The 26,930-nt window shown below is 61.5% G+C and carries 23 protein-coding genes, 1 tRNA gene and 2 riboswitches; of the genes, 9 read left to right on the top strand and 15 right to left on the bottom strand.

The window, feature by feature from the left end; all coding sequences use genetic code 11:
* Window positions 1-27: 27 nt before the first annotated feature.
* The 6 genes from F6X42_RS01365 to F6X42_RS01390 all read right to left on the bottom strand — a co-directional run bounded on the left by F6X42_RS01365 (window position 28) and on the right by F6X42_RS01390 (window position 8,120).
* The gene (locus F6X42_RS01365) at window positions 28-1,158 is read right to left on the bottom strand and encodes an alginate lyase family protein (protein ID WP_187632474.1); all 1,131 of its coding nucleotides are present in this window, start codon (window positions 1,156-1,158) and stop codon (window positions 28-30) included.
* 148 nt (window positions 1,159-1,306) lie between these two features.
* Window positions 1,307-4,243: an aminomethyl-transferring glycine dehydrogenase gene (gene gcvP / locus F6X42_RS01370; protein WP_187632475.1), complete on the bottom strand. Its 2,937-nt coding sequence runs from the start codon at window positions 4,241-4,243 to the stop codon at window positions 1,307-1,309.
* 93 nt (window positions 4,244-4,336) lie between these two features.
* A complete protein-coding gene (gene gcvH, locus F6X42_RS01375) occupies window positions 4,337-4,717 on the bottom strand; it encodes a glycine cleavage system protein GcvH (RefSeq protein ID WP_187632476.1) in 381 nt (126 codons plus the stop codon).
* Between the two features lie 60 nt (window positions 4,718-4,777).
* Window positions 4,778-5,896, bottom strand: coding sequence for a glycine cleavage system aminomethyltransferase GcvT (gene gcvT, locus F6X42_RS01380; protein ID WP_187632477.1), 1,119 nt, complete (start codon window positions 5,894-5,896; stop codon window positions 4,778-4,780).
* A gap of 80 nt (window positions 5,897-5,976) precedes the next feature.
* Window positions 5,977-6,137: riboswitch (glycine riboswitch) on the bottom strand.
* 21 nt (window positions 6,138-6,158) lie between these two features.
* Window positions 6,159-6,261: riboswitch (glycine riboswitch) on the bottom strand.
* Window positions 6,262-6,503: 242 nt separating this feature from the next.
* A complete protein-coding gene (locus F6X42_RS01385; protein WP_187632478.1) occupies window positions 6,504-6,854 on the bottom strand; it encodes a hypothetical protein in 351 nt (116 codons plus the stop codon).
* 216 nt (window positions 6,855-7,070) lie between these two features.
* On the bottom strand, window positions 7,071-8,120 hold the full coding sequence (locus F6X42_RS01390) for an oxidoreductase (protein ID WP_187632479.1): 1,050 nt from the start codon (window positions 8,118-8,120) through the stop codon (window positions 7,071-7,073).
* A gap of 285 nt (window positions 8,121-8,405) precedes the next feature.
* On the opposite strand from F6X42_RS01390, the gene F6X42_RS01395 reads away from it, so the two are divergent.
* Window positions 8,406-10,496, top strand: a complete 2,091-nt coding sequence (locus F6X42_RS01395; RefSeq protein ID WP_187632480.1) for a UvrD-helicase domain-containing protein — start codon at window positions 8,406-8,408, stop codon at window positions 10,494-10,496.
* A gap of 116 nt (window positions 10,497-10,612) precedes the next feature.
* Here the strand turns inward: F6X42_RS01395 and F6X42_RS01400 are convergent, their stop codons facing one another.
* A complete protein-coding gene (locus F6X42_RS01400; protein WP_187632481.1) occupies window positions 10,613-11,530 on the bottom strand; it encodes a c-type cytochrome in 918 nt (305 codons plus the stop codon).
* A gap of 307 nt (window positions 11,531-11,837) precedes the next feature.
* Here F6X42_RS01400 and F6X42_RS01405 point away from each other — a divergent pair.
* Window positions 11,838-11,913: transfer RNA gene (locus tag F6X42_RS01405), tRNA-Arg, on the top strand.
* A gap of 92 nt (window positions 11,914-12,005) precedes the next feature.
* Here F6X42_RS01405 and F6X42_RS01410 read toward each other — a convergent pair.
* The 6 genes from F6X42_RS01410 to F6X42_RS45805 form a co-directional block, all read right to left on the bottom strand.
* Window positions 12,006-13,424: a TniQ family protein gene (locus tag F6X42_RS01410; protein WP_187632482.1), complete on the bottom strand. Its 1,419-nt coding sequence runs from the start codon at window positions 13,422-13,424 to the stop codon at window positions 12,006-12,008.
* On the bottom strand, window positions 13,421-14,521 hold the full coding sequence (locus tag F6X42_RS01415; protein ID WP_187632483.1) for an ATP-binding protein: 1,101 nt from the start codon (window positions 14,519-14,521) through the stop codon (window positions 13,421-13,423). Before F6X42_RS01415 ends, F6X42_RS01410 begins: the two co-directional genes overlap by 4 nt.
* Before the next feature lie 14 nt (window positions 14,522-14,535).
* Entirely contained in the window at window positions 14,536-17,418 is a 2,883-nt protein-coding gene (locus tag F6X42_RS01420; RefSeq protein WP_187632484.1) for a TnsB C-terminal domain-containing protein, read from the bottom strand.
* A 2-nt stretch (window positions 17,419-17,420) separates the two neighbouring features.
* The gene (locus tag F6X42_RS01425) at window positions 17,421-18,263 is read right to left on the bottom strand and encodes a hypothetical protein (protein WP_187632485.1); all 843 of its coding nucleotides are present in this window, start codon (window positions 18,261-18,263) and stop codon (window positions 17,421-17,423) included.
* Window positions 18,264-19,145: 882 nt separating this feature from the next.
* A complete protein-coding gene (locus F6X42_RS01430) occupies window positions 19,146-19,652 on the bottom strand; it encodes an HAD domain-containing protein (protein WP_187632486.1) in 507 nt (168 codons plus the stop codon).
* A 34-nt stretch (window positions 19,653-19,686) separates the two neighbouring features.
* Window positions 19,687-20,166, bottom strand: coding sequence for an HAD domain-containing protein (locus tag F6X42_RS45805; RefSeq protein ID WP_222945436.1), 480 nt, complete (start codon window positions 20,164-20,166; stop codon window positions 19,687-19,689).
* A 203-nt stretch (window positions 20,167-20,369) separates the two neighbouring features.
* Here F6X42_RS45805 and F6X42_RS43390 point away from each other — a divergent pair, with 203 nt between their 5' ends.
* The 6 genes from F6X42_RS43390 (at window position 20,370) to F6X42_RS01455 (ending at window position 24,081) form a co-directional block, all read left to right on the top strand.
* A complete protein-coding gene (locus F6X42_RS43390; protein ID WP_281393905.1) occupies window positions 20,370-20,873 on the top strand; it encodes a DUF6471 domain-containing protein in 504 nt (167 codons plus the stop codon).
* A gap of 272 nt (window positions 20,874-21,145) precedes the next feature.
* On the top strand, window positions 21,146-21,481 hold the full coding sequence (locus tag F6X42_RS01435) for a hypothetical protein (RefSeq protein ID WP_187632487.1): 336 nt from the start codon (window positions 21,146-21,148) through the stop codon (window positions 21,479-21,481).
* A complete protein-coding gene (locus tag F6X42_RS01440; RefSeq protein ID WP_187632488.1) occupies window positions 21,465-21,740 on the top strand; it encodes a BPSL0761 family protein in 276 nt (91 codons plus the stop codon). Before F6X42_RS01435 ends, F6X42_RS01440 begins: the two co-directional genes overlap by 17 nt.
* Before the next feature lie 28 nt (window positions 21,741-21,768).
* Complete coding sequence (locus F6X42_RS01445; RefSeq protein ID WP_246529907.1) at window positions 21,769-22,056, top strand: hypothetical protein; 288 nt, start codon at window positions 21,769-21,771, stop codon at window positions 22,054-22,056.
* 351 nt (window positions 22,057-22,407) lie between these two features.
* On the top strand, window positions 22,408-22,842 hold the full coding sequence (locus F6X42_RS01450; protein WP_312892377.1) for a hypothetical protein: 435 nt from the start codon (window positions 22,408-22,410) through the stop codon (window positions 22,840-22,842).
* Window positions 22,843-23,265: 423 nt separating this feature from the next.
* The gene (locus tag F6X42_RS01455; protein WP_187632491.1) at window positions 23,266-24,081 is read left to right on the top strand and encodes a hypothetical protein; all 816 of its coding nucleotides are present in this window, start codon (window positions 23,266-23,268) and stop codon (window positions 24,079-24,081) included.
* A 389-nt stretch (window positions 24,082-24,470) separates the two neighbouring features.
* Here F6X42_RS01455 and F6X42_RS01460 read toward each other — a convergent pair whose 3' ends face one another.
* Window positions 24,471-25,130 (bottom strand): hypothetical protein, encoded by a 660-nt coding sequence (locus tag F6X42_RS01460; protein WP_187632492.1) that lies wholly within the window; start codon window positions 25,128-25,130, stop codon window positions 24,471-24,473.
* A gap of 724 nt (window positions 25,131-25,854) precedes the next feature.
* On the opposite strand from F6X42_RS01460, the gene F6X42_RS01465 reads away from it, so the two are divergent.
* Window positions 25,855-26,190, top strand: a complete 336-nt coding sequence (locus F6X42_RS01465; RefSeq protein WP_187632493.1) for a helix-turn-helix domain-containing protein — start codon at window positions 25,855-25,857, stop codon at window positions 26,188-26,190.
* Window positions 26,191-26,359: 169 nt separating this feature from the next.
* Here the strand turns inward: F6X42_RS01465 and F6X42_RS01470 are convergent, their stop codons facing one another.
* On the bottom strand, window positions 26,360-26,875 hold the full coding sequence (locus tag F6X42_RS01470) for a hypothetical protein (protein WP_187632494.1): 516 nt from the start codon (window positions 26,873-26,875) through the stop codon (window positions 26,360-26,362).
* Between the last annotated feature and the right edge of the window lie 55 nt (window positions 26,876-26,930).

Genomic DNA, 26,930 nt, shown 5'->3' on the forward strand with positions numbered 1-26,930 from the left:
GTACCACTCCTGCCGTAGATAAAGAGTTTAGCGCGCCGGCAGCGGCAAACACACGGCGAGCCACGCGGGCGGCGTCGGTGCGAGCTGCAGCGCGACTGGCGTAAAGCGTCCGTCGAGACGCGCCGCCAGGTGAAACAGTTCGGTCGCGTTCTTCGGATCCCACTGACCCGAATAGCCGGGCAAACCGGCCTCGCGGCGTTTGGCATCGAACGCGACGTTCGAATGCACGAATTCCTGATGTGTCTGACCGCCGGTAGCAAACGGTACGAGCCAGTTTAGCGCCGCGAGCAGCGTCGCGCCGTTCGTGCCCTTCTCCTGCAGCCAGTTGCGGTTGTGGCGGCGCGCGGCGAGCGCGGCCGTCACGAGCGGTTGCAGATCGTAGGTCACGTAGTGCAGCGCGTCGCGTTCGCCGAAGTCGATCGTCGCGCCGTTCGGTGCAATGTTGTCGCCGATATGCTCGACGAACAGCCGCTGCGCGGCATCGATCATCTTGCGATTGTCGAGCGTGAACGCGGCCATCGCGATCAGCTTGATGCGGTGGCTTTGCCAATTGTTGCGAAACGTGCCCGTGAGCGGCCGCGGCTGCGCGTCGATCTGCGCGATATAGCCGTTCGCGAGCTTCGTCAGAAACGCCATCGCCGCGTTGCGCGTCTTCACGGGTAAGGCGCTGGCGGTCATGTCGTACGCGAGAATCAGCCCTTCGAAACGCGTTTCGTCGATCGGATCGAAGCTCGGCTGATACGTCGTGACCCACGCATACAACAGACGATCGGCGAGCTTCAGGAAGCGGTCGTCGCTGGTCGCGCGCCACGCGAGCGCGGCGTCGCGCAGCAGGTCGAGATCCTTCTCCGCTTCGACGCTCTGGTCGTAGATGCCCTCGTGCGGCAGCGTGCCCTCGGTGTGCAATCTGGCGAGCGCATGCGGCTGCTCGTTCAGATGCGCCTGCACATTGGCGACGAGCGCCTTGACGCCCGGATCGGCATTGGTGCGCTCACTCGTTTGCAGCGCCGGAGCCGCGCAGAAATTCATCGCGGCTTGAGCCTCGCGCAGCGGCAGCAACGCGGCCGCGCCGGCCAGCAGCACCGCGTAAGCGGGTCGCCACGGACGGGCGCCTGCGGCCTCTGTCCGGCTGTGCATCAATCGCACCTTTCGCGCCATGCGAAACTCCTCATTAGGCTGATTCGGTGTGTGATGTTAGCCGGTTGCGGCTTGCAACGACAGGACCGCGCGCGGACGCCGACGGACCTTCACCACGCCGCGCCGCCTGCTCACCTGGGCTGCTTTGGTGGCCGGCGGCGGGCGCTGCTTACTCGTAGTCCGCGATCGGCACGCACGAGCAGAACAGGTTGCGATCGCCGTACACGTTGTCCGCGCGGCCGACCGGCGGCCAGTACTTGTTCGCGATCAGCGTCTTCAGCGGATAGGCGGCGGTCTCGCGCGCATACGCATGCTTCCAGTCGTCGGCGATCACGACCGCCGCCGTGTGCGGCGCGTGCTTCAGCGGATTGTCCTCGCGGTCCGAGCGGCCTTCCTCGACCGCGAGGATTTCCTTGCGGATCGCGATCATCGCCTCGATGAAGCGGTCGAGCTCTTCCTTCGACTCCGATTCGGTCGGCTCGACCATCAGCGTGCCCGGCACCGGGAAGCTCATCGTCGGTGCGTGGAAGCCGTAGTCGGCGAGGCGCTTGGCGACGTCGTCGACGGTGATGCCGCTCGTGTCCTTGATCGGACGCAGATCGAGAATGCACTCGTGCGCGACGAGGCCGCCGGGGCCCGAATACAGCACCGGATAGTGCGGTGCGAGCTTGTTCGCGACGTAGTTCGCGTTGAGGATCGCGGTTTCGGTCGCGGCGGCCAGGTTCTTCGCGCCCATCATCGCGATGTACATCCACGAGATCGGCAGAATCGACGCCGAGCCGTACGGCGCGGCCGATACCGCGCCGATGCCTTGCGGCGCGCGCTCGTAGCCCGACGAAGTCTGGTTCGGCAGGAACTGCGCGAGATGCGCGCCGACCGCGACCGGACCGACGCCCGGTCCGCCGCCGCCGTGCGGAATGCAGAAGGTCTTGTGCAGGTTCAGGTGCGAGACGTCGCCGCCGAACTGGCCCGGCGCGCACAGGCCGACCATCGCGTTCATGTTCGCGCCATCCACGTACACCTGGCCGCCGTGCGCATGCACGATCTCGCAGATTTCGCGGACGTTCTGTTCGAACACGCCGTGCGTCGACGGATACGTGATCATGATCGCCGCGAGCGTGTCGGCATGCTGCGCGGCCTTCTTCTTCAGATCTTCGATATCGACGTTGCCCTGCGCGTCGCATGCCACGACCACGACCTGCATGCCGGCCATCTGCGCCGACGCCGGGTTCGTGCCGTGCGCCGAAGCGGGAATCAGACAGACGTTGCGATGCGCTTCGCCGCGCGACGCGTGATACGCATGAATGATCAGCAGACCCGCGTACTCGCCCTGCGAGCCCGCGTTCGGCTGCAGCGATACGGCCGCATAGCCGGTCGCGGTGACCAGCATCTGTTCGAGCTGATCGATCATCTTGCGATAGCCGACGGTTTGCCCGGCCGGCGCGAACGGATGGATCTGACCGAACTCGGGCCACGTGACCGGCAGCATTTCCGAGGTCGCGTTCAGCTTCATCGTGCAGGAGCCGAGCGGGATCATCGAGCGGTCGAGCGCGAGGTCCTTGTCCGACAGGCTGCGCAGATAGCGCAGCATTTCCGTTTCCGAATGGTGTCGATTGAACACGTGATGCGTGAGGTACGCGCTCGTGCGTTCGAGCGCGGCCGGCACCGACGCGGTGTTCGATGCGCTCAGTGCCGAGTCGAGCGCGTCGACTTGCGGCACGTCGCTGACGCCCGCCGCCTGCGCGAATACCGCGAGCAGATCGGCGAGATCGCCGCGCGTGGTGGTTTCGTCGACCGACACGCCGACTTGCGTGGCGCTGACACGGCGCAGGTTGATGCGCTTCGCCTTCGCTGCGTCGTGCAGCGCTTGCGTGCGCGCGCCGCTGCTAAACGTGAGCGTGTCGAAGAAGGTCTCGTTCGCGAGCGTGTAGCCGAGTTGCTTCGCGCCTTCGGCGAGCAGCGTGGCGACGCGGTTCACGCGCAGCGCGATCGTCTTCAGACCGCGCGGTCCGTGATAGACCGCGTACATGCTCGCCATGATTGCGAGCAGCGCCTGCGCGGTACACACGTTCGAGGTCGCCTTCTCGCGGCGGATGTGCTGCTCGCGCGTTTGCAGCGCGAGGCGCAGCGCGGAGTTGCCCTGCGCGTCGACGGTCACGCCGACCAGGCGCCCCGGCATCTGCCGCTTGAATTCGTCGCGCACCGCGAGGTAGGCGGCATGCGGTCCGCCGAAGCCGACCGGCACGCCGAAACGCTGCGTATTGCCGACGGCCACGTCCGCGCCCCATTCGCCCGGAGGCGTGAGCAGCGTCAGCGCGAGCAGGTCGGCGGCCGCGACCACATGGCCGCCCGCCGCGTGGATCGCCTCGGTGAGCGCGCGGTAGTCGCGCACGTCGCCGTTCACGCCCGGGTATTGGAGCAGCACGCCGAAAGCGTTGGCGTTGGCTGCTTGATCGGCCGGGCCGACTTTCACTTCGATGCCGACCGGCGTCGCGCGCGTCTTCACGACTTCGATGGTTTGCGGCAGCACGTCGTCGGCAACGAAGAACACATTCGACTTCGGTTTGCCGACGCGTTGCAGCAGCGTCATCGCTTCGGCGGCGGCGGTCGCCTCGTCGAGCAGCGACGCGTTGGAGATCGAGAGTCCGGTCAGGTCGGTGACCATCTGCTGGAAGTTCAGCAGCGCTTCCAGACGGCCTTGGGAGATCTCCGGCTGATACGGCGTGTAGGCGGTGTACCACGCGGGATTTTCCAGCACGTTGCGCAGGATCACCGTCGGCGTGTGGGCGTTGTAATAACCCTGGCCGATGTAGGAGCGGAACACCTGGTTCTGGTCCGCGAGCTCGCGCAGCGCGGCGAGCGCCTCGGCTTCGCTCTTTGGCTGCGCGAAGGGGCCGAGCGGCAGCGTTTCGGTGCGGCGGATCGCCTTCGGGATGACTGCGTCGATCAATGCCGCGCGCGACGCGAAGCCGAGCGCTTCGAGCATCGCATGCTGGTCGGCCGTATCCGGGCCGATGTGCCGTTCCGCGAAGGCGTCATGCACTTCGAGCGCGGCGAGCGAGAGAGGAGTGCGGTTCATCAGACGATCCGGGTGTTCGAGCTTCATGGGTGTTCCTGGCGGCGCGGCGCGCGCCGTTTGCGAGCGCCGCGCCTGACGGTTAAAACGGAAGGTGAATCAGGCAGCGAGTCAGGTCGTGACTCACGCGCCGATCGACTTCGCGTACGCGTCGGCGTCGATCAGACGCTCGAGCGACGCGTCAGCGGTCGGCTTGATCTTGAACAGCCAGCTGTCGTACGGCGTGCTGTTGACCGTGTCCGGCGAGTCGGCGATGGCCGTGTTCGCTTCGATGACTTCGCCCGAAACCGGCGCGTAGATGTCCGAAGCTGCCTTCACCGATTCGATCACGGCGACGGTGTCGCCCGCGGTCACGGACTTGCCCAGTTCCTGAACTTCGAAGAAGACGATGTCGCCGAGCGCTTCCTGCGCGTGGTCGGTGATGCCGACCGTCAGCGTGCCGTCCGCTTCGGTGCGGACCCATTCGTGCGATTCGGTGTATTTCAGATCGGCCGGGATGCTCATCGGATGCTCCTGAACGGTATGTTCGGTAGTGGTTTGAATTAGGGGGCGTGCGCCGGCCGCTTAGACCGCCAGCACCTTGCCGTTGCGCACGAACGGCAGTTTTACCACGCTTGCGGGGCAGGCTTTGCCGCGAATCTGGACGTGCACGGTGTCGCCCGGCTGCACGCCTTTCGGCACGCGCGCGAAGGCGATCGATTCCTGCATGGTCGGCGAGAACGTGCCGCTGGTGATTTCGCCGTCGCCGTGCGGCGTGACGACTTTCTGATGCGCGCGCAGCACGCCCGCGGCCTTGCCGTTTTCCTTCAGCAGGATCAGGCCGACGAACGCGGCGCGCGAGCCGTCGGCTTCGAGGCTGCTCTTGCCGACGAAGTCGCGCGGTGAGGTGAGGTCGACGGTCCATGCGAGGCCGGCGTCGAGCGGCGAGACATTGTCGTCCATGTCCTGGCCGTACAGGTTCATGCCGGCTTCGAGGCGAAGCGTGTCGCGGGCGCCGAGACCGGCCGGGCGCACGCCTTGGCCGGCGAGTGCGTTCCACAGCGCTTCGACGTGGCTTGCCGGCACAATGATCTCGAAGCCGTCTTCGCCGGTATAGCCGGTGCGCGCGACGGTCAGCTCGCCGAACGGCGTGCCGTCGACGCGCGCGGCGTTGAACGGCTTCAGCGCTTCGGTCGCGGCGCGCGCCGCTGGCACGGTTTGCCAGGTTTTTTCGCGCGCGTTCGGGCCTTGCACGGCGACGATCGCCAGATCGCGGCGCGGCGTGATGGTGAGGCCGAAGCCGCCCTCGGCATTGAGCTGGCCGAACCAGGCGATGTCTTTGTCGGCAGTGCCGGCGTTGACGACCACGCGGAAGTCGTCTTCGCCGAAGTAATAGACGATCAGGTCGTCGATCACGCCGCCGTTTGGATTCAGCATGCAGGAGTAGAGCGCGCGGCCCGGCGTTTGCAGTTTCGCGACGTTGTTGGCGAGCGCGTATTCGAAGAACGCGCGTACTCGATCGCCGACGAAGTCGACCACGCACATGTGGGACACGTCGAACATGCCCGCGTCGGTGCGCACCGCGCGATGTTCGTCGATCTGCGAGCCGTAGTTGACGGGCATGTCCCAGCCGCCGAAGTCGACCATGCGGGCATGGAGCGCGCGGTGAGCGGCGTGGAGCGGGGTGTGTTTGAGTTCGGTCATGGGGCCTCGGGCGTCTCGCGAAACAAAAAAGGCCATGCGGGGCAACGCCTCGCGGCGCGATGCCTGCGAGCGTGGTCCTGCATGGCCCCTCTGTCCTCGATACCTGAGAGATTGCGCTGCCGCGATTTGCTCGATGAGCTCGATCCGTCACGGTGAAACGCGCGCCCCTTCGGTGGGCAGCCTGCCTGCGGTGCACGATGTGCGACGCGGATGGCTACTGCCGCTCTCCAGAGTGCGAAAAAACCGCCGCAAGGCGGGTTCTTTCGACGCGGTCGGTCCTTTTGCCTGAGAGTTTGCGGGTGTGCCCCTTCGGCGGCGCGGCCTGCGATTTTTCGCCTGCCAGCGCGCTCTCCCGACGCGTGCGGCGAATTTACGCGACGGGCCGGGGCTTGTCAAATAAAGGCCCGACAGCGGTGTGAGGGTGGGCGCGGCGGTTCGGGAGGTCCAAAAGAAACGCGCGGACCGTGGGGCCCGCGCTTTGGTGTTGCCGCTCCCGGTGCTATCCGTCACCGCGCGATCAGAGGTAGTGGTTGCTCACCTGGCAGTTGGTTTGCCGCCCCGGATTGCCGACTGATTCGCCGGCTGATTCGCCGGCTCACCCGCCGGCTCACTCGCCGATCGCATGAGCAGCGTTATCGAGCTCCTGGTTCAACACGCGCTGTTCTTCCGCGGACAAACCGCCGCCATGCTGGCCGGCCATGTCATGCGCTTCCTGGCGGATCGTCTCGAGACGGTGATGCAACGCTGCGCCTTGCGGCGGCGGGTAATAGCCCTGATTCACGCGGTTATCGATACGGTGCGCCAGATTGTCGATGCGGCCGTCGACCTGATGCAGGCGCTGATCCCCGATCTGCTGCGGAGTGGGGCCCGCATGCGGCGCTGGCGGGGGCGTCACCACGCAGGCGGCGACGGAGCCGAGCAGCGCACATGCGGCAAGGGCACGGATGATTCGAGACATGGATTCTCCCGGAGTCGTTGTCGTGTTGGGTTGCTACCGCTAGCAACGGATGAGGAGGAACGCCCGCTGACTCGGCAGCGGGCGAAGTTGTAACGTTATGTTCCTTTCCGGAACGTCAGGAAAGTCCGCGCCGACGGCCTTCGCGGCCCCAAAGATCGCCCCGTTTTGGTACACAAAACAGCGTGGTGCGGGGTAGGCGCCCAGCGCGGGCTCGGCTCAGCGAATCCGCTCGAACGGCAGCCGCACGCCCTGCTCGGAGCTGCGCGCGGCCAGTTCGATGATCGTCATGACGTCGACCGCGTCGCGCGCGCTGATCGGAAACGTGATGCCGTTCTGGATCGCGTCGGCCAACGCGATATAGAAGCCGGCGTACTCGCCGTTGCGGGTCGGCAATTCGCGCTCGACTTCCTGGTCGCCTTCGAGCACGCGCCGAACGCCAGCGGCATTGTTGGCGCCGAAGCCTTCGTCGCCGGGGCGCAGACCGGCTTTCAGCTGATCTTCCTGGGTGTCGAGCCCGTACTTCACATAGCTGCCGCGCGTGCCGTGGATCGCAAAGCGCGGCCCGGGCAATGCCGTCAGCGCGCTTGCGTGCAGCACGACCTCAAACTCGTCGTAGCCGAGCTGGATGTGCACGTAGTCGGGTGCGCTCGCGTCGTCGCGATGCGAGCGCACCGTCGCCGACACAGTCTGCGGTGCGCCGAACAGGGCGAGCGCCTGGTCGATCAGATGCGGGCCGAGATCGAACAGCAGGCCGCCACCGCGCGTCACGTCTTCGCGCCAGCGCTGACGCACGCCGGGCCGGAAGCGGTCGAAATGCGATTCGAAATGCGTGACGCGACCCAGTTCCACGCGCGCGAGCAGATCCCGCACGGTCAGAAAATCGCCGTCCCAACGGCGATTGTGAAAGGGCGCGAACAGCTTGCCGCGCGCGAGCGCGATATTGGCAAGCGTGTGGGCGTCGGCGGCGTTCAGCGTGACCGGCTTGTCGACGACCACGTGCTTGCCCGCTTCGAGCGTGCGGCGCGCGAGGTCGAAGTGCGTGTCGTTGGGTGTCGCGATCACGATGCAGTCGATGTCGTCGTGCGCGAGCAGCGCGTCGAGATCGGCGACGATTTTCGCGTGCGGATAGTCGGCGCGCGCGCGCTCGGACTGCCCGGTCGCGATCGCGGCGACCTTCGCGCGTCCGCAATGTTCGATCACCGGTGCGTGAAACGTCGCGCCGGCGAAGCCGTAGCCCATCAATCCAATTTTCAGCGATGCGGACATGCGAGTCTTCCTGGAGGAGCGGCGCGCCGCTTTGCCACCGCGGCGGCGGCGCGCAATCTCATTATTGTGGCATTGGTGGGCTGGGCTCGGGGCTCAGCATTGGGGCCGGCCTCGCGCGCAGTCTGTCGGGGCGCCCGGTTCATCGAGGGTGTTCATCGGGGGTGTCCATGTTAACATCGCACCTCTCGCGCGCATTGCGCCGCGCAGCATGTCCCGGGCCTTCGGCCGGCGCCTCCCGCCAGTCCGACCTCAGCGGCCCTCAACCGTAACACCCGTCCACAAACGATGTCCGCAGGCCTGAATCCCGCTCAAAGTGAAGCGGTCCGTTATCTCGACGGTCCCTGTCTCGTGCTCGCCGGCGCCGGCAGCGGCAAGACGCGCGTGATCACGCAGAAAATCGCGCACCTGATCGAAGCGAAGGGCTTCGAGCCGCGCCACATCGCCGCCGTCACGTTCACGAACAAAGCCGCGGCGGAGATGCGCGAACGCGTCGGCAAGCTGCTCGAAGGCAAGACGTTGACCGCGCCAGGCAAGGAAGGCCGCAAGGTGCCCGTGAACCAGCTGACGGTGTGTACCTTCCACTCGCTCGGCGTGCAGATTCTGCGGCAGGAGGCGGAGCACGTCGGCCTGAAGCCGCAGTTCTCCATCATGGACTCCGACGACTGCTTCGGCATGATCCAGGAGCAGGTCGGCTCGACGGACAAGGGCTTCATCCGCAAGATCCAGTCGATCATCTCGCTGTGGAAGAACGGCCTGATCATGCCCGAGCAGGCGATCGCGACCGCGTCGACCGAGGACGAGCATCAGGCGGCGATCGTCTATCGCAATTACGTGGCGACGCTGCATGCGTATCAGGCGGTCGATTTCGACGATCTGATCCGCCTGACCGCCGAGCTGTTCGCGAGCAACGAACAGGTGCGCGACCGTTGGCAGAACAAGCTGCGCTATCTGCTGATCGACGAGTATCAGGACACCAACGCGTGCCAGTACGAACTGGTGAAGCTGCTGGCCGGCAAGCGCGCGGCGTTCACGGCGGTTGGCGACGACGATCAGGCGATTTACGGCTGGCGCGGCGCGACCCTCGAAAACCTCGGCCAGCTCGGCAAGGATTTCCCGCACCTGCATCTGATCAAGCTCGAACAGAATTACCGTTCGACGGTGCGCATCCTGACCGCCGCGAACAACGTGATCGCGAATAACCCGAAGCTGTTCGAGAAGAAGCTGTGGTCCGAGCACGGCATGGGCGACACGATCACGGTGACGGGCTGTAACGACGAGGAGCACGAGGCCGAGTCTGTCGTGTTTCGGCTGTCCGCGCACAAGTTCGAGCGGCGCGCGAATTTCCGCGACTACGCGATCCTCTATCGCGGCAACTTCCAGGCGCGCATCTTCGAGCAGGTGCTGCGCCGGGAACGGATTCCGTACGTGCTGTCGGGCGGCCAGTCGTTCTTCGATAAAGCTGAGATCAAGGACATCTGCGCGTACCTGCGCCTGATCGCCAACGCGAACGACGACCCCGCGTTCATCCGCGCGATCACCACACCGCGTCGCGGCGTCGGCAATACGACGCTGGAGGCGCTCGGCGCGTTCGCGGGTCAGGCGAAGGTGTCGCTGTTCGAGGCGGTCTACATGGGCGGCATCGAGGCGCGCCTGTCGCCGCGCCAGATCGAGCCGATGCGCGCGTTCTGCGACTTCATGCAGCGCCTGACCGACCGCGCGGAAAAGGACGCGGCGGGCACGCTGCTCGACGAGCTGATGGAGGCGATCCACTACGAAGCGTATTTGTACGACGCGTTCGACGAGCGCCAGGCGCAGGCGAAGTGGCAGAACGTGCTCGAGTTCATCGAGTGGTTGAAGCGCAAGGGCACGAAGAAGGAGCCGGAGCATGGCAGCGGCAGCGAGGCGACCGGCTACGACACCGCTGACGGTTTCGGCGACACCGGCAAGAATCTGCTTGGCCTGATCCAGACGGTCGCGCTGATGTCGATGCTCGAAGGCCGCGAGGAAGATCCCGATGCGGTGCGGTTGTCGACCGTGCATGCGTCGAAGGGGCTCGAGTATCCGCACGTGTTCCTGGTCGGTGTCGAGGAAGGCATCATGCCGCATCGCGGCGGCGCGGACGACGAGCCGATCGACGACGCGCGCATCGAGGAAGAGCGCCGCCTGATGTACGTCGCGATCACGCGCGCGCAGCGCAGCCTGCATCTGAACTGGTGCAAAAAGCGCAAGCGGGCGCGGGAGACGATCGTCTGCGAGCCGTCGCGTTTCATCAACGAAATGCTGCTCGACGATGCGCCGCCGCCGACACCGGAAGAGGCGCCAATGTCGCCGAAGGACCGGCTCGCGAGTCTGAAGGCGTTGTTGCAGAAGGCATGACCGGGCGAGGCTTTGAGTGCCCGGCAGGTGCGGTTGCTTGCCACTGTGCATAAAAAATCCCTGCATCGCGTTGGCGCATGCAGGGATGTTTCGTTCAGCGGCCGATGCCGCCCGCTTCACTTCGCCGCGCTGACCATATAGTCGACCGCGGCCTTCACGTCCGCATCCGATGCGTTCGAGCCGCCCTTCGGTGGCATCGCGCCCTTGCCGTGCAGCGCGTAGTTGTAGATCGTGTCCATCGGATCCTTCAGACGCGGCGCCCATGCTTGCTTGTCACCCAACTTCGGCGCGTTCAGCACGCCGGCCGCGTGACAAGCCTGACATACCGACTGATACAGCGCCTTGCCGGCCTGCGAGGCGTCCGCGCTTTGCGCCCCGCCTGCTGCCGGCGCGGGAGTCTGCGGCACGCTGGCCATCGCCGCCATGGCTGCGGCGGCCTGCTGTGCCGCGCTTGCGCCCGCATCCGATGCGCTTGCCGCGCCTGCTGCACCGGATGCCGCCGCAGCACCTGATGCCGCGGCCGCGCCCGCCGCCGGTTGTGCCGGCTCGGGGAAGCTCGCGCCCGAATTGTTCGCCATATAGACGATCGCGCGCGCGATCTCGAAGTCGCTGTAATCGTCGGGGCTCGTGCCGCCGCGCGGCGGCATGGCGCCCTTGCCGGACAACGCGGTGTGCCACAGTGTGTCGAAGCCCTGCGCGATGCGCGGCGCCCAGTCGGCGGTGTTGGTGAATTTCGGCGCGCCAGCCGCACCCGACGCATGACACGCCGAGCAGACCGCCTTGTAGACTTCCTCGCCGCTCTTATAGACGCGCGGCGCGTTGGCGTCGCGGATCTCGACCTGGGCGATCGGATGGATGCGAGAGGTAACTTCGGCTTCGGAGAGGGAGTCGGTGCCGGCGCCGGTGCGCGTCGAATTGTCGACGTAGACGGCGAGCAGAACGATGATGATGATCGGCACAGCAAACCCGGCAATGACCGCGGCGATGAGCTGTGCTGGGGTTTTGATCGGGGCTCCGTGTGGTGCTTCGCTCATGCTTGTCTCATCTCCGTGGGTATGTGAGCGGTACAGCGCGACGGCAACTTCTTGTTCTTTATCAGCCACGGACGATTATAGACTTAAGATTTCGGCCGCGGCGAGGGGGCCCGGAACGTGTTCAGCAGGCGTTTACCCGAAGCGGCACGGACGGTGTCAGGGCTTGGGGAAGATGCCGGAGCGGGCGCTGGAGGCCGTCCGGTGGACGGTTCGGCCGAAACCGGGTATCCTTGCGGTCTCTCGCGTTGGCGTTGCGTCCGTTCTGGTTGCCGCGCTTACGCGTAAATTCTCCGCAGTTCGTGGTGATGCGCCCGTAGCTCAATGGATAGAGTACTGCCCTCCGAAGGCAGGGGTTGCTGGTTCGATCCCAGCCGGGCGCGCCAAAAAGCGATGATCAAACTAGAGGTAAGTTCGGTGTGAGTTTTCGCCACAGATGTCGTAAACGACACCTGTGGCTACCATACGCAGTCCAGATTTAGACTCCTCGGCCTTCTCGTCCCAAATCTAGACGAGCCGTCATCCTCCCTCTGCTTGACCCCGCGATTTTCACACCTGTCACAGCGAACGCTCCGAGGTAGGCTTCTTGTACGCGCTGTCGTGCTCCGAGCCCGATTTTTCCCCGCAAACGCGCGACCACCCGCCTTCGTGAGGGGTACACGCCCGCCGCGCGGAGCGCGTTGTGCTCACTCAAATACATGTTGTTGAAGGTCTCTGTCGCCTCCCGGCGGAGAGACTCAGACAGCTCGCGGCCGTGTCTGACCAAAAACTCCTGTTGCTCAGGGAAATTCTTTTTCAGATATTTCAGCGAAATCCCAACGGCTCGCGCCGCTTCGGTTGCGTTAATCGCGCGGCCGCTGCGAATCAATGCATCAAGTTCTGCTCGCAAGTCTTCCTTCGGTCGCCGAGCCCCGGTCCCCCCGCGTTGAATCAAGCGACGGCGTTGCTCGCTCGGCGCGGGTCGGAGCGAAAGCATCACGCTGTTTCCGAGCAGAATGTCAGCGATGGCGCAGCCGCAGCAGTATGCGGTCTGTACTAGGCGCGGAAAGCTCATCTGCACGCTACCTTTCACCCATCCGTGGACTTGGGATTTGCTGATACCCAGATGAGCTGCGAAACGCGCTGACCTCCCATCGAATAAAAGATTAATTGCATGAGTGAGAAAGACAGACTGAGCGGTTGCCGAATAGCCTGCGTTGGAAAAATAGACGGCGTCGTCGAGCAGCTCCGCAATAAGGCGAGAGGTTTCGACCTCGAAGTCCGATGCCGGTATATGGACTGGCGCATCTCCGATTTTGTACTGTGCCGCAGCCTGGTGAGAGAGGCTTCCGTTCTCCCGTTTCGAGGTGCGGCGTCGCTTCGCCTGAGGTCGGCTGACGAGTTGTAGTTGATGCAACGGGCACGCCTTCGCCGCATCAATGCTCCATAACAATCGCTCGTAGCAGTCGCGGTCTAGCCGCGCGTCATCTTCGTGGCAACCGGGGCAAAAGCGCTCCTTCTCAGACAGCAGCACAAATTCGGACACGAGGCTTTTGAGCGGCAACAAGGTACAAAGCTGCAGGTTGTTGCGATGGGTAAGGTAGTTCAGGGTTTGAGCCCAGTGATTCGCTTGTTCCGTCAGGCTCGAGACATTGAGGTTGTATGCCGCCCGGCCGATGTCCCGACTCATCCTGGCGCCGCTCACGTGCAAAAGTTCTTCTGCTGCCGGTCCAACGATTGTGTTGGTGAGTGACCAGCGCGTCATGTCGTGGGCGTCGCACAAACGATTAAGGTAGCTGCCGAGGCTCTCGCGGTCTTCTCCCGAGCACCCGTAGGGTGCAAGACTAGCGAGTATCGACCGAGGCGGCGCGTCCTCCGGCCAGCCGCCCGGTAACCTCCCGCGAAACGGAGATGTCATTGCCATAGCGCTCCTTGATTTTCGCCATGATTCTTCTGATGCCTGCCCTCGCCAAAGCCGCGCGATTTGGCCGTCTCGCGAATCTTCTTGGCACCAATGCGGACGCGCATTTCCGCCGCAGACGGGTAAGTAATGGGCTGCGACATCGAAAGATACGGCTGGATATTGTCCTCGCCCGCCAATGTCTCGGCCGCAACGGTCTCGTACTCAGCGGCGCTCGGTAGAGCATCCCAGACGTACTCATCTTTCCACGAGTGGCTGCCATCGTAGGCACACCGGGTGACTGCCTCAATTAGCGCGCCTGCTGCATAGCCCGGCATACCAAGATGGGCGTAGAAGAGTTGCTCCGTGTACTTCTTGAGGTCAACCTTGAACGGGAGGGGAATATGCTCTTCGAATTCCTTGATGAACTGGGTGAAAGCGTCGAAGTCTTCCTGATTGTCGCGATACCTCTCGAAATGAACCACGCCGATGCGGCGCGCGATTTGTCCGCTGGCATGAACAAGTTTCTCCGACCCGTAGGCGCCCACCAGAAGCACGTTCATGCCGCTGCGATTCGCGAGAGACTTGAGCAGGTTCCCGTATTGAAGCGGCTCGGTCTTGGAGTCGGTGAAATGCACAGCCTCGTCCAATATCAGATGCCGAACGTTTCGGAAGCGCATCCCCTTCTCGAATCGCAGCCGCAGATTCCGGACCCTGTAAGTGCTTTCGTTGATTTCGCCGACACCTCGATGTTCCGGAGTCAACAACTGAAGGTCCTCGGACAGATGTTGATAGAACAGCTTCCAGTTGAATTCCTTGCCGTCCGCGGCGTCGATTTCGCTCAGGACGACCGGAATAACGCCGGGATTTTCACGAATTTCAACCTCGTAAAGTTTGAGCAATGCCTCCGCCTGTAGAGCAGCGAACGTGGACTTACCCACGCCGGATGGGCCAGCTACGATGGTGAGAGAGAGGCCCGCGCCAGGAAGCATGCGTCGTTTAATCTCATCTATCACCTTCTCCAGATTTCGATGCATAAAGCGCAGACTTCTGAGGTGCGCACCTTTGTCGTCGGGGCTTCCGTGCAACGCTTGTTCAAAGCTGATTGAGTTCATATGCACCTCTTTGGTTAGACGGGGCGAGATGTAGGAAGGCTGTCGTAGTTCATCTTGAGGCGTCCCCGGGCAAGCTTCGTCACAGGGATGCGCATGACGCTGTCGTCATCCGGTGGTCCGGGTTCCGCAGGCGTGATGATGGGTAAGTCGATGCCCGCTGCATTTGCGCCGGGGGTTGCGTCGCCGACGAGAAGCGTTTGGCCATAGACCTGGCGTGTTGCAGCGGTGAGAGAAGCTGCATCAGGAAGCGCGTGGTCGCTGATGACGGCGTATAGCACATTCTCGAGGTTCTCCTCGGGTTCACCACGCATCCGCATCCGGACCTCGTACATGACGTACCCCCACTCCACGTATGTGAGCTTGCGGTACTTCATGAGCAGCTTCGACTGGCACCGAACCCACTTGCCGTTGAGGAGCGCGTAGACGATGCTCACGTCCCACATATCCACGAGGACTTCAAGGTTCTGCGGCCGCACTTCTTTGTCGGCAAACTCATCGGCCCAATACCAGATGTGCGAAATCAACACACCCATCTGCTTGTCGAGCTTTCGCGTTGTCCCCTTTGACGGCGGGATACATGTCAGGATGTAGAAATACGAATCGTACGGCGTCAATCGTGCCAAACGGCGACCGGTAACCGCGAATCGAAGATTCATGTATTCGATAGGGGCGTGGTCATGCGCGGGGTGAACCCGAAGGTTGTAGTCCCGGTAGAAATATTCATCCAGGAGTCCGTGCAACTGAGCGAAGCTCAACAGGTCTGCCCGAATCGGGTCGACTGACCGGGTTACCGTTCGAACGTTGCGCAGCGCCTTCGTGTTACCGACCAGGTTGTGGATGAGTTCGGTATTGGTCGTGCCGAACAGTCGCTCCATGACGCCGCCGAAACGGGACTCGTGCGCCGGGCGGAACTGCAGCGTGATGTACAAGAGGTCGCAAAGTCTATCGAACGCTGCGGAGTGAAACTCCTTCCCGTTGTCGACGACGATGACTGACGGCGTGCGCCGGAATATCCTCACCATCGCGCGAATCGCCATCATGCAACTGACTGTACTCGGTGCATGAATCGACAGATAGAAGCCGAGGACCGCTCGGGTCTCAGCGTCCATGATGAGAGTGAGCCATGGCCGCTTTCTGAAAATTCTCCCGCCTTTGCCTCGAATCGCAATGAAAACATCCAGCTTTGTGTGGTCAATGTGAACGCGATGGAACGGGCGACCGCCGTTTATCTTGTCCTCGAGATGGAGATACCACGTCGCAGGTTCCTCGTTGTAAGTGACTCTCCCGCCCTGGCGTGCCTTGATGTCGATGTATCTTTTCCTTCGCTCATAAAACGTCTTTCGTGAGACTAGGTCCGCCTTGGCCGAGAGACTCAGCTCCCGATATTTCCGGTATGACGCCCGCCCTCCAGGGTTCGTCGGATTGTTGCCCCATTCCGTTGCCGTGCGAATCATCTCTAGCTGACTTTCGGTCACCTGACACCGCCCACCACTTCGACGTTTCGGCGTGGCAGCTCTTCGTCGCGCGGGCAATGATTCACCGGCCGCCCGCACCGCCTTGCGTATCCGCTGAATTTGCCTGGTTGAGAGGTTGCACCGGACCCGCTTGCCAGCCTCAAGTTCCCGAACCATGAGGAAGCGGTTCTTTCCCTCGACGATTTGATAGTCGGTCAACCCGTCAATTTGCGATAGACGCTCGTCGGTCGACGGCAGCGAGGAAAGCAGAATGATTTCGCGTCGGAATGTCGCCCGCTCGAATTCCGCTACGGGCATGAGACCGCCGTTGCGCGACTGTTGGTCAAAGTAATGGACGGTGTTCGCGTTGACGAGCGACACCTCATACACCTCGGGGCGGCCGTCGAGCATGAACTCGGTTCCTATCTCGACATCGAACGCAATCTTGTCGCTGACAGCTTTGGGGACAGGCCGATTGAACTGAAGTGCGTCGAGCTGCGCGCGGGAGTTACACAATACGACGTCTTGTGGCTCGCTCAGGTCGTCATACTCAAGGTCGACAAACAGACGTTGGTCTGCAATCGCCTTGTACACATCGTCGACAAGGAACGCATTCGGCGGGGTTTCGACGAGGAGCGTTTCGTTCCACGGCGTCTGCTCCGGATATGCGTGTGTCAGTAGCAGGCCCAACGTCATGGGGCAGGAATCGCGGGTTATCCGCTCAATTGCCTGCCATGCGCTGTCGCCTAATTGTGTGCATCTGTCGCTCAGAAAATCCTCTAGGAATTCGAGATTAGTCACGAAGATGGCGCCGTTCTCGCTTCCTGAGCGAAGGCAAAACGTGAACCCCATTTCGCCAAAGAATTTTTCACGTTCGGGGCATCGCCATGTCCCGTCATCGTCCTTGAAGAATCGCCGTGGGTACCTCTCGGCAAGTTTCTCAAGGTCTCTCTCGCTCTTCCATTCGTCCACGTAGACACCGTAGGGAGTGATTCGAAGGATGTCGGGCGTATAGGGTGTAGGCGCCTGGTATACAGTGAAGTTGCCATCGGACAGCTTCCGCTCGGTTTCGACGCTCAACCTGACCTGCGGCGGCTGGCAGTAGAACTCGCGGGTCGTCCCGTCGAAGTCGTAACGGACGACGGCGCCATACTCGGGCTTCCGACTTTCCGTCGCCATGCGTCTGCGCATCTTTCGCGAACTGTAATGAGAGACGACATTCCCAACGCGAGACTTCACCTTTCTGGAGGGGGAATTCGCGCGAGTATCCCAGATGTATTCCTGTCCCTCGACAGGCGTTCCCCATCGTTCAAATTCTTGGCGCAACTCTGCGTCCGTATATGGCGGTAGCGCGGTCCCGATGGGACTATCGAGAGACCAACGGTTTTCCATCCGCTTCCATTCGGAATCGATGGGGATGGTGGTCGGAATATAGATAGGCATGGTTAGCTCCTGGCCTGAATTAGGTCACTGCACGAGGGAGGCATCGGAAACCAAAGCTGTTGCAGCCTCTTTTGGGCCTCTCGGTAACTCTCAGTGCCGCGGATTTCCGCTTCCTGACAGCGTTTGAAACGCGTGCTGTTCGGGGACCGGTCCGAAGTCGCTTCAATTTGAGAAGGGCGCAGACGTACACGCAATTGCTCCCAGTCGTCCAGTATCTTGGTGATGAGCTTTATCTGCAGTGCGGTCTTCCGGCTTATCTTCTGCGCCGCAAGCGACGAGACGAGCCACGCGTTGATGGCGCACTCCACATCCTTGCGCCGCATGGAGGAAAGGCGGTGGCGAAGCCGTTGGAATTGCTGCTGGGATGAGACGAGTCGAAATTTGCTAACGGTACTAAAGACCTCTGACCAGGTCTTAACAAGGTCGCCATCGAGTCTCCATCCTGATTGACGAGCGACTTCAACGCTCACCACGTCCAGCTCAAACACGGTTCCGTCTTGGGCGACCAGAAGCTGCGCAGCCCCCTGTCGTTCAGTGTCCTCGTGCGGCGAGCGGATACTCGTCTTCTGCGCAGCCGGTGCGGCGAAAGGTTTGCCCGGCAGGGTTGGGGAACACAGCCGACGGATGCTGTCCGGACAGTGCTCTGGCCGACGGTCTTTGCTTTGAGCAACGCTGGCTTGCTTGGACGCCGTTAGAGTAAGTACCCGTCTGGTCTTCGCGGGTTGCGAAGCGTTGGATGAAGTGTTGCCACTACACGGTGCGGTTAGCTTCGGGAAATTGTCGAGCCGAACGATGAGGTCTGACAGTTCACTGCCGAAGTTGGATTCGCTGACTTGCATCTTCATGAATTTCCTCGAAAGTCAAAAGTGAAGGTGCGACCGGACCCCTCGCGCCAGTCTGGAAACTGGTTGCGATATACGTGCGACGACGCTCGCCGGCAACCGATGTCGGCGGCGAAATCAGGAGTCCGTCTTACTCCGCGCTAATTGATTAGCAACGGTCGGCAGGTGCTCCAGACGTTCTGATAGCCGGGTCTGCCAGGCGCGTTGAGGGGTAGAGGAGGGCTACTGAAGGGGCCAAACGGACGGGAGAGGGGGCTACGAGAACAGCGCTGAGGCGGTTGCGGGAAAATGGGGTGGGATGTCCGCCGTTGTCGGGACCGATGCTGGTGGACTGTCGGTACTCTCGGTCCGCCGGAGTTAGGCGGATTTGGGCGAAGATGTTCGAAGTTCGGGCTCATTTGCTGTCGATTCCACGTTTGTTACGGACGTGAGAAGCCTTGACACCCGGTAACCCCCGTGAGAGCATCACGAGTGCAAGCCGTGCACTCTCATTGGGAGTACACCGGGGCCGCGGTTCAAGTTCGCTTGGGCTTAGCGGCCCCTTCTTTTTGGTACGACAGAAAAGAAGCTAGGCTGGCCGCGTCACCCATCGGGCTTTTTTTACTCTGCGATTTGCGCGTCGGGCAACCTCCTTGGCTTCCATTGGGTGATGCAAAATTGTATGTCGAGGCCCGTCGCAAGAGAAGAGATTTTTTGCGAAATTAAGCTTTGCTGCACGGACATTCACAAGCTTCTCAGGCGCAGGCGAAGAATACGTGTACGTATAGCGTAAAAAGCGAAATATGCCTCCGTATAAGTGTTTTCCTGCGAATAGCAAGTCTGGCTACCCCTTCGTTCAACCTCGAAAGATGATGGCCGAAACGCAGAATTTTCTAGTCTGTATAATCAGGACGGTTGATTAATTGGGCGGGGGTGTTCGTTCCCTTCAAGTAGCCGCAGTCGCCTCTCAAGGCTTCTCCGGGCCGACCGATTGCCTAAACCCTCGGAAGGGTCGAGAAGCAGAAGTTGAGGGAGAAAATCTCGGCGATAGCGTGCATTACTATGGTCGAGGACCAGCCACCGCCGGGAGCGCCGCCGAGCGATGTGGCATTCGGCTTCCCTGAGCCGAATCGGCATGCGGTCGTATGTGTCAATGTACTGGATTGTGCTCCCGCCGACTCGTGCGGCGAGCGCGGCTGGCAGGAGGTCTTTGCAGGCATCGGGACCCAGGTAGAAGGTCCACCAGGTGTTGAGGATTATCACGACGTCTTCGTATCCTTCCAGAGTCATCGCTAATAGTTCCGCAAATTCGAAAGCGTTGTGCCCTGGCGCCAACAGCGAGGGAATGCATCCGTCTTCATAGAAAACCTGGTCTGGGTGCAAGACTCCGTCGAAGTTCAGGTAGATGTCCATCGTTGGCTCCGTTGAGTGCAATACGTCTGTCGCGCTACGAATCTGCAGTGAGAAGTTCGTCTAGCCGGGAACAGAACGTCTTAACGTTAAAGGATGACCCACTCGGAAGCGTGAGCGCTCGCGGGAGGTACTCGAACGGGACAGCGCTACGGTAGGCATCAAGAATTGTCAGGCGCGCGGGATTTCGTCGCGCAATGTCTGAGCGAAGCGTGTCTGCGCGCGTTAGAGACTGTCCATGGCTTCGATGCATGCGATTACCGCGGGTTGTGGAGCCGACCGTTCTCCTAGCTATTTCGTCGGGCAGTGCGTAAAGTAATCTCCGGTAGCCGTACGCGGCGACCCACCAACTGTTAAGCACGATGGATATGTCGGGATGCTTTAGTACAGCATCCACGATAGTGCTGGAGAGGTCTGTAACAGCAGATATGCACTCGCGCTTGTCGGACAAAGCCGGGCCCGACGCGTGCCAGGGAATCAGCAGTCCCTCCAGACCCAGGTAGAGGACGGAGTTCATAACGGAAATGTAAATCCGTGGACCGAGAGTTTGAAGTCCGCTCGAGCTATGTAGTGGGCGGTAGCTGTCAACACGCGGTCATTGCGCTGGGCACTCCAAGCCTTTCGTATTTGGTTTTTGAGGAGTGCCGCGTGTGTTTCTACACGTTAAGTTAGTACATGGCGACGCAAATGCAAGGAAAAATCGTTGACAGTGTCGATGCTATGTGGGCGCACCTGACGTCACGAGCGATTCGTGTTGCCATGACCCGCTCTGATGTTAGCTACGCGCAGCTGGCGGATGCGTTGACCCGCGAGGGAATCGAGGAATCGTCTCGGTCCGTCGAGGGAAAGGTTCAGCGCGGGACGTTTCGCTTCTCGTTCTTCCTGGAAGCATTGGCCGCTTCTCGCTCAGAGTACCCACCGCACTGGTCTCCGACCTTCAGCGGAAAGTTGTCTTGGGACCGCCGCGCCTCAAGGCTGATACGGCGAGAGCTGGCGTTGTCTCCGTGGCTAGACGACAGAAAGCTCTGTGGCCGTCTGGAGGAGATTGGAGTTGGCATTGAGCCGACGACCCTCTCGAGACAGCTAGACGAAGGGACGTTCGCTGCCACGCTCTTCTTTCAATGCGCGACTGTTTGCCACTTCGAAGGCGTCCATTTTTTTCTCAACCCTGCTGACTTATACGACGTCGCGCTTCATGGAGCGCGCGTTTGGTCAGGGCGGTGACTTCCTTTTCCCTTGCGCTTTCGAGCCGATGAACTATAGTCGGGACATGGATTTCCGCGTGTAGAAATACACGCGGCAGAGGCGAGGGAAAAGTCAAATACCAACCACCTTGCTTCCCAGGTTCGCGTGAAGGCGCCGCCAAAGTCGGCGTGCCGAACCCAAGTTCGCCGACTCGCCGTGCGGACAAACTCATCGTGCCCACGACGCCATCAGTTCGGCGCACCGCCTTTCGATGCCGGAAGGCGACGGTGACTTGCATCGAGGAGGTAATCATGGCCCTCTGGAGCATCGCTTGCGTAGCCGCTGAGCCCGAGGTTTCCATCGCCAGATGGAGAGTTCTCGAAATTAATGAAGGCACGAGGCATTTCGTTGGGGTTGATGAGCGGGACCTCAGCGGGCGCGTCAGCTCTTCAATTGTCGCGTTTGACCACGAGAACTTGCGCGGCCAGACGTTGTCGGGCCGCGTCTATCAGCTCGTTGGCAATCCCGGGCGGTCGGGCAACGCCGACTATGTTTGGCAACGCTGGTGCGAAGTGAACGAGGTGAAATCATTCTCGGACGTCACCGTGCAGCTCCTCGGAGGAGTAGCAGATGACAACCCCATATGAACGCACGAAATCTGTCATCGAGACGCGCCAGTTTTTGCAAATGCTCGCGTCTGCCGACGACGTAACTATCCGTGGCCTCGTCCAATCAGTCGCGGTATGCCTACTTAGGCACTACCCGCTCGACATCGACCTTGAGGTTTCCGCCGCGGCATTACCTGGAGTTTGGGTCGTCCCTGAACGTCAACGAAGTGACGGAACAGCAGTCGCGAAGCAAACCGGCTCATCATTTCTGACGGGCGAGCGTGATGGAAACGAGTGACGTGCCAGAAGGATTCCCCCGCGAGTCGATGCCCGCCGTAGTTCCGGGCGGGCAGCCGAAAATCTGCGTCGCGCTGACCGGGGGACGTTACGTTGCCGGCCAGACACGCGAGGAGCGCCACGAGCGCTGGCTCATCTGCGAAGACCTGGCTGACCAGCTCGTCCCTGTCGCCCGAAAGGACGCGGCGAAACATCCGGAGTATCCGCCGGAGCAGACGCTCGAGCGTGCGCGCGTAGCGGTCGCGCGCAAGGGATGGGTATCGCCAGACGAGCTCGCATGGCTGATGCGACGTCTACGAACTCTGCTCGGCTGGTAAGGGCCGGCTCGTATCTGTGTTGGATGTCTCGGCCGCCGTACTGTCTCACCTCGAAAGCGGAAAATCGATTGGAACAGAGCCGCTATTCCAGATACTGCAAGGTCTCGGGCTAGCCATGCTGGTTTCGCCTGTGGACAACGCGCTCATCGCCTTGGACATTCCGGACGCGGCATCGGCGACGAAAGCGCCCAGCAACGCATCCGGGAGTGGCCGGTCGACTGCATTCGGACCGCAACACTTAGCTAATCCTGGTGCGCGAAATGGTACTCGCAACGTGCGTCAGACCGAGTTCTTCCGCGAACTTCTCAATCCACAGCAATGCAAAAGGCACCGTCAATGTTGAGAGTAACCGTGGAACTGCTACCCGGTGGGCGCGAAAGTGGTCGTCGCGTGCTGGCGACCGCAAAGATTGGCCGGGTAGAGAGCGGCACGGCAGCGGACTACCGAGTCGAGTTGCAGGAAGACGCGCTAGGAGACATCGGTGCTGCAACCCTCCGCACCTATCCACGGCTCTCGTCAACCATCTGGGATTTGGTGGCCCGAGCGATTGCCGTCGCGTTGACCGGGCGAGAGGAGTTGCCCCCACGCCCTCAACCACTGAACGTTCCCATCCACCATGCCGGCAGAACCTCGTATGTGCGCCTCCGCGAAATACCCGAGCCAGCGGCGAGCCTGTTCAGGAAGCGCATCGAGTTTTCTACGCGCCCGCTCATTGAAGAGGACCCGCAGCCAATGGATTGCGCGTACTCGTGGGATTGGCTCGATTTCCTGGCCGGGCGCAAGTAGCGCTGGTCCATCACCGAGTTCTGTAACAGGCAAAGAAGGTACTCGCCACGACCGTTGAAGAACTACCAGGGATTTACCGATGACGAATTGCCCAAAAGCACTGAGGCGGAGACAGCCATGGAACCAGCATTCCGACCATCACCGGGACTGAACGAGGTACAACATGAAACGGCCCGCCCCACTCGCCGAATGGCTTTTCCGATTCGCCTCATCGCAGAAGAATATCGACCGGGTCGCGATTGGGTTCGGCGGGACCGTCTCGGTCCTTGCAGCAGCGCTTGAGCCGCGGTCATGGTCATGCTGATATGCCGGTGAACCGTCCCTGGCGCTACAATCGTTCTCCGCATCCGGCGGGGCCGCAGTTGAAGGCCCCGACTCCACCTACCTGGCTGACAAGACAGCCGCCATCAGAACCAGCGTGAGATGCCAGCTGCTTTTCATCGCTACGTAGGAATTGACTATTCCGGCGCGCGAACCCCGACTGACGGTCTGAAGGGCCTGAGGGTGTATGTCGCGCAGACCGCAGGCGAGGCGCCGGTGGAGGTTCTACCGCCGCCCAGCCCACGCAAATACTGGAGCCGGCGTGGCGTAGCCATCTGGCTCGCCGACCTTCTGAAGGAGGACATCCCGACCATCGTCGGTATCGACCACAGCTTTTCCTTTCCGCTTCGCTACTTCGAAGTCCATCATCTCGCACCGGACTGGTATGCGTTTCTTGAGGATTTCCAGGCGCACTGGCCGACGGACAGAGACCATGTCTACGTCGATTTTGTGCGGGACGGGCTCGCCGGAAATGGCAGCGCGCGGCAGGGAAGCCCGCGCTGGCGACGCCTTGCGGAGGAGCGATGCGGGGCGAAATCCGTCTTTCACTTTGACGTGCAAGGAACGGTTGCCAAGTCGACTCACTCTGGTCTTCCATGGCTGCTCTACCTGCACCGTCAAATCGGAGACAAGGTTCATTTCTGGCCGTTCGACGGATGGGAGATTCCGCTAGGTCGCTCCGCAATCGTCGAGGCTTATCCGTCGATGTGGAGACGCGGGCATGTGATTCCAGAGAACATGACCGCCGACCAGTACGACGCGTACACAATCGCTAACTGGCTACAGCTGGCGGACTCGGGAGAGAGTCTTCGGCCGGCGCTGCGCCCGCCGCTGACCGACTCGGAGCGGGCCGTGGCTCTCGTCGAAGGGTGGATTTTAGGAGTCGGCTCCGCCGCCACGCCCGAATCACCGAAATAAGCGTAGACCGCCGCAGGTGGTCGTCGATAGCCTCACCTCAAGTCGCGCCACGGGTCCATATCCTCAACGTCGACTGACACCCCGGGTTTTAGGATTCCCGGCAATTCGCGAACGGACATCGCTTTCACCCGTACCATGCCTCGTCTCCCAGACACCTGACGCTATCAGCATAGTTCTTTCTTTGCCTGTCGCTCGCAGGAACTAGAACACGCGAGGGCTCGCCCGAGAACACGGCCAGCGACCAATGCGACGGATGCACTGTCGTCGACAGGCATCGTGTGCGGACAGCGGCGGGCGCATTCAGTGCTGCCGCCATCGCTAACCCGGTCGAAATGTGGCATGGCTCCGGTCGAGCGGCGGACTTTCAGAGTGTGCTCCGCTGACTACAGTCAGTCGGTCTTAGCGGTCGGGATGACCGGTTCGCTGGCTGACACCGACGCACTTGCCGGTGGCGCCGCGCCGACGTCAACGGCGATAGCATTAGATGCCGTGGCTACAGCCTCGGCTTTGGCCGCGCGGTTCTTCTCGAGCACGGTTATTGCCTCAAGAAGCTCCTTGGCATGCGCGTCGTGTTCGGCCACGCGCTCGATGCGTCGCATTACTTGCGGCAGCCACTTCGGCTTGTATTCGGGCTTGATGGTGTCGGGGTCGTCGAAGTGAAAATCGGTCCCGCCACCCAGAAAGCCGAAATTGCGTTCCACCGCATCGACGAGGAACACGCTTTCCTCTGCCTTCCCCGGACACGTCTTCTTGTCTAGGATGACAGCGTGTCCGGCCGTGTGCTCGAGGTCCGGCGGAAGGACTTCGTCCTCCTGGCCGCGGCGCACGGTTTCGGGCCAGTCGCGCACGTACGGAACAATGAGGCCGGTGTAATGGCACTTCGAGTCCGCTTTATACCACTGCGGGTGAAAGCCAACGACTTCCACCATTTCCCGCTCCTCGGGGGCCTTATGAAGCGGGTAGGTTTGGTCCGGCCACAGGATGACGCTGCCGACGAGCGCACCTGCGATGTAGATGGCGTGCGCCGCTCCAAAAATAATGTCGAACATGGTTTAGCTTTCGCAATGAGCGGGTAGGCCCGCCTCAATTATTGACCGCATTGCGACGGAGGCACATTCTGCTGTGCGCACCAGCGCGCCCGGTAGATATCGCTCATAGACGGCGGCCGCTGCATCTGGGGTTGTACCGCTGCCTCGCGAGCGAAACCCGCAGTGTCTAGCCAGGAATCAATGTTCGTCTGTTGGCAGTTCTTGTAATTTGCGCTGCATACCTCGTACGCGGCGTCAGCGGCCGCTTGCGCAGATTCGTAGCCGGTTCTCCACGCACACCCTTCATCAGCGCAAACGAGCGCGCCATACCCAGGTCCCCGCCCCCGGTCCACGACGGCGCACTTTTTAGCGCTTTTAGCGTGACTGCCACTCCGCGCCGCAGCATGGCAGCCGGATAAGGCCGCCTTGTCCGCTGCTGCCTGCGTGTCGAAATTGCTCGCTCGATACAACGTGGAAGTGTCGCCAGGAACTACCGATATCGATGTGAATGCAAAGGCGGTCTCCGAGAGGGCAAGCAAAACGGAAACCCAAACCAACGATTTGAACGTCTTTGACATTTTATGTAGGCCTCAAACTAACCCCGTCGACCCGACCTCCGGAAGCGCATTGCACGTCGGGCGCGCAGACAGAGCCCACACATGTGCGTTCTTCGCGGAGGAACGAATCCGCGCCATCTTACGAATTTCGTAGAGAAAATACAACGGAATCTTACGATATTCGTAGGATGGTCAAAAAGGAACCAGCTACCGTCTTTGGGCGCCGTCTGCGAGCAGCACGGCTGCGCGCGGACATTCCCCAAGACAAGCTCGGCGTCAAGATTGGGCTGGATGAAGGAACAGCAAGCGTTCGGATGAGCCGCTACGAGACGGGGGTTCACGAGCCCCCCTTTGGTATCGCCGTAAGGCTGGCGCAGGCACTACGGGTACCCGCTGCATACTTCTATTGCGACGATGACGAGCTTGCCGACGTCGTACTCGCCTGGGGATGGCTGTCGAAGTCAGAGCGCAAACCCATTAAAGCTCTGATTGAAGCGAAGCTCGCTGCCAAGAACACCGGTTAGTGCTGGCATCGGGAAACGAGCCTGCCCTTTTCTGACCGATGGCTCCAGCCGCCGAGCGAAGTTCTCATTCGCGTTTGGTCACCAGTCCGACGGCCGCCCGCTTGTTCGATATCGGCAGGGGCTCACCGGCCGGCCTCGAATGTCCCTCACCATTCCGTAGCGAACCGGGTTAGTCTGCTGCGGACTTCATCAAATACTCGGCCTCTTGCTGCACGACCCGCCATCCTTCGCGCAGAAGCCGCACGACTTCCTCGACCACCTCATAGCTCAGTCCGCAGCTATCGATGTCCGTGACGCTCATTAGCGCGAGGTCGGAGGCCGAGGCCTCTCCATTGGAAATTCTGAAGAACAGGGTATCAGCCATAGCGCCGGCATCATCCGTCTCGCCGCTCAGGATGTCCTCGGCCAACAGGCCAGCCATGCCGACGAGTATCTTCCAGTTCGCGGGTAGCTCGGGAGCGGTAAACCCATGGTTTAATGCCGTCTTGCACATCACCTCAGGGCAGGTGCGGGGACGGAACTGGCCGAACCACGCCGTCTCCTCTGGATTCCCACTCTCGTTTTTCCACACGACCGCGTCGCCAGCTCCGCCGAAGCGCTCATAAAGCATTTTGTGACCCGCTTCGTGGTAGGCGGCGTTGCGGAGCTCTCTGGCAGCTATCTGTTCGTCCGTAAGGTCAATCATGTTCGTTGAAAGTGGTCGGTGTCGTTAGACCAACGTATAGCCCAGTGAAAGGGCT

Source organism: Paraburkholderia podalyriae, assembly GCF_014397785.1.
Taxonomy (GTDB): domain Bacteria; phylum Pseudomonadota; class Gammaproteobacteria; order Burkholderiales; family Burkholderiaceae; genus Paraburkholderia; species Paraburkholderia podalyriae.

What these genes read in the sequence shown, in the direction of transcription:
- F6X42_RS45805 (WP_222945436.1), bottom strand. Translation starts at nt 20,166, where the DNA reads ATGAACTCCGTCCTCTACCTGGGTCTGGAGGGACTGCTGATTCCCTGG.
- F6X42_RS01435 (WP_187632487.1), top strand. Translation starts at nt 21,146, where the DNA reads ATGGCCCTCTGGAGCATCGCTTGCGTAGCCGCTGAGCCCGAGGTTTCC.
- gcvT (WP_187632477.1), bottom strand. Translation starts at nt 5,896, where the DNA reads ATGACCGAACTCAAACACACCCCGCTCCACGCCGCTCACCGCGCGCTC.
- F6X42_RS01470 (WP_187632494.1), bottom strand. Translation starts at nt 26,875, where the DNA reads ATGATTGACCTTACGGACGAACAGATAGCTGCCAGAGAGCTCCGCAAC.
- F6X42_RS01465 (WP_187632493.1), top strand. Translation starts at nt 25,855, where the DNA reads ATGGTCAAAAAGGAACCAGCTACCGTCTTTGGGCGCCGTCTGCGAGCA.
- F6X42_RS01420 (WP_187632484.1), bottom strand. Translation starts at nt 17,418, where the DNA reads ATGCCTATCTATATTCCGACCACCATCCCCATCGATTCCGAATGGAAG.
- gcvH (WP_187632476.1), bottom strand. Translation starts at nt 4,717, where the DNA reads ATGAGCATCCCGGCCGATCTGAAATACACCGAATCGCACGAATGGGTC.
- F6X42_RS01415 (WP_187632483.1), bottom strand. Translation starts at nt 14,521, where the DNA reads ATGAACTCAATCAGCTTTGAACAAGCGTTGCACGGAAGCCCCGACGAC.
- F6X42_RS01390 (WP_187632479.1), bottom strand. Translation starts at nt 8,120, where the DNA reads ATGTCCGCATCGCTGAAAATTGGATTGATGGGCTACGGCTTCGCCGGC.
- F6X42_RS01385 (WP_187632478.1), bottom strand. Translation starts at nt 6,854, where the DNA reads ATGTCTCGAATCATCCGTGCCCTTGCCGCATGTGCGCTGCTCGGCTCC.
- F6X42_RS01445 (WP_246529907.1), top strand. Translation starts at nt 21,769, where the DNA reads ATGCCCGCCGTAGTTCCGGGCGGGCAGCCGAAAATCTGCGTCGCGCTG.
- F6X42_RS43390 (WP_281393905.1), top strand. Translation starts at nt 20,370, where the DNA reads ATGTGGGCGCACCTGACGTCACGAGCGATTCGTGTTGCCATGACCCGC.
- F6X42_RS01400 (WP_187632481.1), bottom strand. Translation starts at nt 11,530, where the DNA reads ATGAGCGAAGCACCACACGGAGCCCCGATCAAAACCCCAGCACAGCTC.
- F6X42_RS01440 (WP_187632488.1), top strand. Translation starts at nt 21,465, where the DNA reads ATGACAACCCCATATGAACGCACGAAATCTGTCATCGAGACGCGCCAG.
- F6X42_RS01460 (WP_187632492.1), bottom strand. Translation starts at nt 25,130, where the DNA reads ATGTTCGACATTATTTTTGGAGCGGCGCACGCCATCTACATCGCAGGT.
- F6X42_RS01455 (WP_187632491.1), top strand. Translation starts at nt 23,266, where the DNA reads ATGCCAGCTGCTTTTCATCGCTACGTAGGAATTGACTATTCCGGCGCG.
- F6X42_RS01365 (WP_187632474.1), bottom strand. Translation starts at nt 1,158, where the DNA reads ATGGCGCGAAAGGTGCGATTGATGCACAGCCGGACAGAGGCCGCAGGC.
- F6X42_RS01410 (WP_187632482.1), bottom strand. Translation starts at nt 13,424, where the DNA reads ATGACATCTCCGTTTCGCGGGAGGTTACCGGGCGGCTGGCCGGAGGAC.
- F6X42_RS01425 (WP_187632485.1), bottom strand. Translation starts at nt 18,263, where the DNA reads ATGAAGATGCAAGTCAGCGAATCCAACTTCGGCAGTGAACTGTCAGAC.
- gcvP (WP_187632475.1), bottom strand. Translation starts at nt 4,243, where the DNA reads ATGAAGCTCGAACACCCGGATCGTCTGATGAACCGCACTCCTCTCTCG.
- F6X42_RS01395 (WP_187632480.1), top strand. Translation starts at nt 8,406, where the DNA reads ATGTCCGCAGGCCTGAATCCCGCTCAAAGTGAAGCGGTCCGTTATCTC.
- F6X42_RS01430 (WP_187632486.1), bottom strand. Translation starts at nt 19,652, where the DNA reads ATGGACATCTACCTGAACTTCGACGGAGTCTTGCACCCAGACCAGGTT.